Source organism: Candidatus Neomarinimicrobiota bacterium (genome assembly GCA_022560655.1).
In the GTDB taxonomy this organism is placed as follows: Bacteria; Fidelibacterota; Marinisomatia; order SCGC-AAA003-L08; family TS1B11; genus JADFSS01.
In genome coordinates this window covers 1-5,722 of record JADFSS010000103.1, presented here as the reverse complement: position 1 = coordinate 5,722, position 5,722 = coordinate 1, and the positions used below count along the sequence as shown (strand labels likewise).

Genomic DNA, 5,722 nt, shown 5'->3' with positions numbered 1-5,722 from the left:
GAACATGGGCCCCTTGAACTATGAAGGTACCATCCACGGCTGCGGACGGGCGGGTGTTGCCGACGGGATCGGAAAAGTCAATCTCCCGCACCGTCAGCGGACTTGCCCCTTGTACGGCCCCGGCTTTTACGGACAGCTCGAATCGAACGACACCCCCTACACCCGGCTCCACGACCCCGCCGGACAGACCGGCGACCAGGACGGCGACTTCGCCCGGAAAGGTCTGGTCATAAAACAGGTCCACATCGGAAACCCTCTCCAGCGCTATGACGGTGTCGATGGACAGAGCGGCGGTGTCATAGGTCAACACAAATTGGAAGCCGCCCAGTTCATTAGCATTTACCAGGCTGAGGTCTACCGCGTAATCGTTGCCACCGGCGCTACCGGCGCCGTCCTCGAGCCACAGGAAATCGGTCTGCGCGGACAGCCAGGCCCCGGAGCACAGCCACAGCAAAGGGGCCAGGATATGGCGGTTTTTCTGTCCCAGGGATCCTGCCATTCAGCTAGCCGTATCCGTTGCTGATGGTCGTGACCCCGCCGGGCCTGAGCCAATGGATTCTTTTCAAATCCCGCGAGAGCAGCCTCATTTCAGTAGCGTCATCTTGAGGGTCTTCACAAAATCGTCCGTTGTGAGCCTGGCAAAATAAATCCCGGACGGCAGATCGTGGCCCTGGTCATCCAGGCCGCCCCAAACAATGGCGTGCCGGCCGGCCCCCATGTCGCGGCTAACCAGCGTCCTCACCGTTTGCCCCAGCAGGTTATAGATCAGCAGCTTGGTCATCCGGCCCTCCGGTAGATCGAAGCGAAGGACCGTCTGGGCGTTGAACGGATTGGGAAAATTGGGATGCAGAGCGAAGGCTTCCGGCAGGCTCTGTGTGGAGGCAACGGTGTTCCCCAGCAGCAGCTCCACGTGCTCCCCCTGAAGATCGGCGACGACCGCGTTCTGCAGCGTGAGTTTCGCGGGAGCAGCAGCGCTCTCGTTCAGGACGTCGAACGGGAACCGGGCGGTGCTGAGGTCGGGTACGGTCCTCCCGCCCTGCAGGGCATAGAACAGATAGAGCACGTTGCCATCCTCTGTGGCGTGGTGCATCACGGTGATACCCTGCCATTGCGCACCCATCAGTCTCGGGGGCAGGGGCCGGAGTAGCTCGGGATCGTAGGCCAACCCAAACTGCAGCCCCGCGATGGGCCGGTCCGTCTCCAGATTAACGGGCAGACTGATGCCACCATCCTGGACCGGCACGAACGCCGGTATGCTCAGGGCCACGGCACCCTCCGCCGGCCCGGCCTCGGCCACCACCTTGCCAAGGCCAAGAATCGCCCTGACCGTGCCCACGACATCGGCAATATCTAGCCGCAAGTCGCTGTTGTAGTCCGCCGCATAGGCTTGCGCGCCAGTGGGGGCATCAATTTGCAGGATAAAATTGATCAGCATGACCACGTCAGCGATATTGATCAAACTATCGGCGTTCACATCACCCTTCTCGACAGTAAATGGCGTGGCGGCCGTGGTGGTGAACTCAAAGACGTCAGCGGTCGTAGTGGGTTTGTTGGTGTTGAACCTGATGGTCGTGCCAGCGGGCGGCAAGCTGACATCCCCGTCCAATTTCCCGATGATCATCCTGCGGATCGATAGAAACGACCCGATGGGGGGCGGATCGTCCTGAACTCCATCAGCGGCATCGGCTGCAAAGTTGTCATAATCCGGTTGGGGAGCATGAGCGAAGTAGACATAATCAGTGGCCGGGTTCCCGAGGGCCGGATCGGGTGTGTCCGCGCTGATCTCGTAAACAGCCAGGGTCCCACCGCCAGAGAAAAGGACCGGGACAAGCCGCACGTCGTCGCTGGGATCGTCCGGGGTAGCACTACCAATGTCCCACAGCTCAAAGGGGACGGGACCCGTCGTGTCCCCGGGGAAATCGAAACCCCACACGCCGTAACTACCTTCAGCCGTGAAACGCAACTCGAGGTCATGGAGCCCGGCGGTCTCAAGGGTTACTGCCAGCCGCTCTATATTTCCGGCCCCGCCGCCGGCACTCACATAGTAGCTCCCGTTGGAGCTACTGTCATGCCAGACGGTATTACCGTTAAAGGGAGCACCGGCAAGATCATATTCAGCAGGGGTAAGGGCCGTGCCGCCGTAGGCTACCTCGACAATCCCGGCGGCCTCATTATGTTGATTGGAAGCAAATCCGACCGTATTGCTGAAAACCTGGACCAGGAGGCCGTCCACGACAGGATTGGCCAGGTCCCCACTCTGGTTGGTTATACTCTCGAGAACAACGATGCCAGAGTCGACATCAATAAGATTCCAGACCAATTGCCCTTCAACATCCCCAAAGGTGATGGTATAGTCGTGCCCGGTTACCTGGGTGGGATCGACAACGGTCACCAGGACCTCACCGCCACTGATGCCAGCTGAGTGCGTGACCACCGGGTCGGCCGTGGCGCCACCGTAATCGGTACCCGCTATGGGGCCGACGGGCATGACCTCCAGGGGCGCAAAGTCAGATTCCAGCGTCCGGGGAAAGGCCTCCGGCGCTGACCAATACGCATAGCTGTTCACAGAGATATAGTAGGTCTGGCCATTGCTGAGCGGCTGGCCGGCGGCATCGGCATTGATCTCAATAAAGTGCTGAATCCCGGTATCACCCCCGTTTTGCACCGGTATCGTCACCGGCACCCCCAATTCAGAGTCAACCACTTCATCAAGTATCGCGCCCACGCCGTTGGTGATATCAAAAGTGGCCAGGCGCTCCCAGGGCCCGTCGGGAGCTGCGCTCAGATAGACGTTGTAGCCCTCAAATTGATAGCCGCCACTGGTGAAAGATTCCGCTTCATCCCCCCAGGTCAAGGTGACCCGCCCATCCAGTCCAGCGGCCACCACCACCGGGGCCGGAGGCAGCTGCAGCTGGGCGAACCCGTTATCGTAGGCCACCTGGGCAAACCTATCGTAATGTCTGAGGACCAGGACGGAGGTCAGATTATCCACCCCCAGGGCGCCAATGAGGGCCAGCACCACCTCCTGGGTATCCCCCAGGGCCATGGCAAAGGGGCCGGTGGACATAACCAGCCGGCGGTCGCCGGGGGGCAGCTCGATGCCGTCAAGCCAGCCCTGGCCCGCCACCGGGTCCCCCGACAGTGCAAACTTGGTGGCTTGTCCCGTGACGGGATCAAGCCAGGGCTCCTGGGCCGGATATTCGGGCCGGGGCAGAAAGCCTTCCATCAGGTTGAAGAACTGGAGGGTGCCTCCGTATAACCCCAGGTCCGGGTCGCTGATAGGGGACCTGGAGGCAAAGAAAGTGAAAGCGGTCATCCCCAGGGTATCGCCCGCCACGATGGGTCCCTGGAGGAAGTCGTAACCGCCGGCCGCTACTGGCAGCCCAAAGTCTTCGGCGATAAAATCTGTAACATTCCCATTGTAGACGTAGCCCAGGGACAGAACAGTATCAGCTCCCACAAAATCGTCGTTAAAGAAATCCAGGTCCGGGTCGGACCACTGGGCGAAGTAGACGGTGTCCAGCTTGGCATCGGCGGGGCCATCGGGCAGGCCGGTGTAGATCAGGCGGGCGCGCTTGAACAACATGTTACCCAGGGGATGGTCGGCCGGTAGATCATAGGCCCACAGGGTGAGTTGCAGCTCCATGCCGGTGGGCGGGGAGGCGTAGGGCCAGGGGCTGACGTCCAAGGTATCCAGGACTCCGTCCCCATCAAAATCATGGATGAAGGGTGGCAGGTCATTGGCCACCAGCCAGATGGTCTGGTCAGCGCCCGGGACGCCCGGGATGTCTACGGTAGCTAAGTAGCTGCCGTTCCCGTCCAGGTCCTCAAAAGGGGCGCCCTCGCCAACGGGCCAGTTCTGCCAGTCGTAGTCGTACTGGTCATAGAGGGCCTGAAGGTCGGCGGCGGTCACCTCCTCGACCAGCTTGACGAAGAAGCTGGCGGCGTCCTCCGTCAGATCGGCCGTCTGATAATCCCGCCGCACACGCCAGACGTGGCGGTCGGCAGGATCTTCCCCACCGGTCACAACGCCAGAACCATCATACAGCACTTTTCCCGGGTTGAGTCCCGGGGCGAAGGTGTTGCCACTAACCCGCACCCTGGCGCGGCTGCCATCCCGGGAACCCTGATCGTCAACCTTGGCACCCCACACTATCCCTTCGGTGAAAATCAGGGCGCCCTTCCCCTTGGGATACTCACCTGCTACCAGAAGGTTACCCAAGGAGAGGCGAATTACCGAGTTCCATGGGAAAAATGCCTGCCGGTCGACCCAAAGCGAGATATTGTTAATGTTCAGCACCGTTTCATCCGGTCCGTTAAGCCCCGACGTCCGGCTGCTTTTGGCCAGCTGGCCGGCAGCCCAGCCACGGGCGGATTGGGGGAGTACTTTCTCCTGGGCCGAAAGTGGTAGCGCCGTCAGCAGGGCGGCGATGAGCAGGCTGGTGCGGGCATAAGAAGGCGTCATAGCCAAATCCTTCGGTTGATCAATTGGCGTGGTGAGCGCGGCGGCCGTGAATGTTCGCACCACCGGGTCAGCAAGCAGAATGAGTGCAATAAAAGCGTTCTGGCCATAATCAAGGCGTTGCCACGTATCATTGCGGCGGCAGTGGCGGGAAACCCACAGTGGGAGCTTCGACCGGTGGGGGACCATCCCCTCCCAGCGTGAGCGCGTAGACGCCGCCACCGGCTGCGGCCAGACCCAGCACGATCCAGAGCATACTCCGGCCGCGCCCTTGCCTTTGAACTACGGCGACGGGCTGCTGGGTGGCGGGTTGGGCTTGTTCCTCAGGTTGCAGCGCCTGCTCGCTTGGCTCCAGTGGGCCAACTTCAAACTCGACAATCTCCTTGGCAATCTCTACCATCTCTTCCAGCAAGCCATCAATTTCGCCCCGGTAGTCCCGGATGAATAAAGGATATATAACGGATGATCGAAGGGCAGTTGTTCAAATTCGATCGGGGGCGCAGACCTGTTCATGAATTCATTCCAGCTTATAGAACCGCCAATCAACTCGGAATTTGTTTCCGGTGGATGAATTATTATTGTTTTTCGCAGTTCTTCCAATCCGAAGACGATTTTAGCTATTTTATCAGAACAATCGTATTTTTTCCCGTTGTATCGATATTCAGCAACTGCGATCAATACTTTTGGCTTGATCTGCGAAAACCGGTCGAGAACGCCCTGAATTCCAAAGTCGGGTGAACATGAAGACCATACGGCTCCGATGCTTGAAGCTGCGAGCATTGCTATTACAGCTTCAGGTGTATTCGTGATATATGCGGCTACCCGGTCGCCTTTTGCAACGCCAAGCTCCCGCAATCCTGCTGCGCAAACGGATACTTTCTGATACAGTTCGTCATAGGTGATCCTACTTGTAATCCCGGTTTCGTCATGGGAGATTATCGCAGTGGATTTATCTCTAAAACGTAGTAAATTTTCAGCAAAATTCAGTCTTGCTCCTACAAACCACTTTGCTCCCGGCATAACGGGATTTGTAAGGATCTTGTCGTACTGCCTTGAGCAAATAATTTCTGCAAAATCCCAGACAGCTTTCCAGAAATCCTTAATTTCAGTAACTGACCAGTTGTACAGACCGGAATAATTTGTAATTGAGAGATTGAAATGGTTGTTGACGAATGTAATAAATCTTGAAAGGTTGGAATTGTCAATAAGGCGTTGAGAAGGAACCCAGAGAGGTCTACCTCCGCCTTTATGGGGTTTTGT

The 5,722-nt window shown here is 58.4% G+C and carries 4 protein-coding genes; all 4 read right to left on the bottom strand.

Going from position 1 to position 5,722, the window contains the following annotated elements; all coding sequences use genetic code 11:
- On the bottom strand, nucleotides 1-499 hold a 499-nt coding region (locus IH971_10650), incomplete at its 3' end, for a hypothetical protein (GenBank protein ID MCH7498296.1).
- 84 nt (nucleotides 500-583) lie between these two features.
- On the bottom strand, nucleotides 584-4,465 hold the full coding sequence (locus IH971_10645; protein ID MCH7498295.1) for a T9SS type A sorting domain-containing protein: 3,882 nt from the start codon (nucleotides 4,463-4,465) through the stop codon (nucleotides 584-586).
- A gap of 127 nt (nucleotides 4,466-4,592) precedes the next feature.
- A complete protein-coding gene (locus IH971_10640) occupies nucleotides 4,593-4,862 on the bottom strand; it encodes a hypothetical protein (GenBank protein ID MCH7498294.1) in 270 nt (89 codons plus the stop codon).
- Nucleotides 4,856-5,722, bottom strand: an 867-nt coding sequence (locus IH971_10635) for an AMP-binding protein (protein ID MCH7498293.1), incomplete at its 5' end; no start/stop codon positions are given. The genes IH971_10640 and IH971_10635, both read right to left, overlap by 7 nt.